The 240-nt window shown below is 64.6% G+C and carries 1 pseudogene; it reads right to left on the reverse strand.

The features are described from left to right. Positions 1-240, reverse strand: a pseudogene (locus tag P8629_RS12585) (hypothetical protein); the annotation flags it as partial.

A 240-nucleotide genomic window follows, 5' to 3' on the forward strand; every position in this document is an offset into this window, starting at 1 on the left:
AGAAAAAGGTCACCGGCTGCGGTGAGCGCGGTTTGAGGAATCGCTGGTGCACCTCCTTGAAAAGCGGGGTGTCACAGCGGTGCAGCCATTCATACGCCACCATGTCGGCGCTGACGGCCACCGCGCCTGCCGCACAGGCACGCGCTTTGGCCAGCTGCGCCTCTTCGCGGCGACGGCTAGCCGTTGCTTCGCTCAGCCAGAACACCTCGTAGCCCGCCTCTCGCAGGCCCAACACACTTT

It is taken from the genome of Hydrogenovibrio sp. 3SP14C1 (genome assembly GCF_029625905.1).
GTDB lineage: Bacteria > Pseudomonadota > Gammaproteobacteria > Thiomicrospirales > Thiomicrospiraceae > Hydrogenovibrio.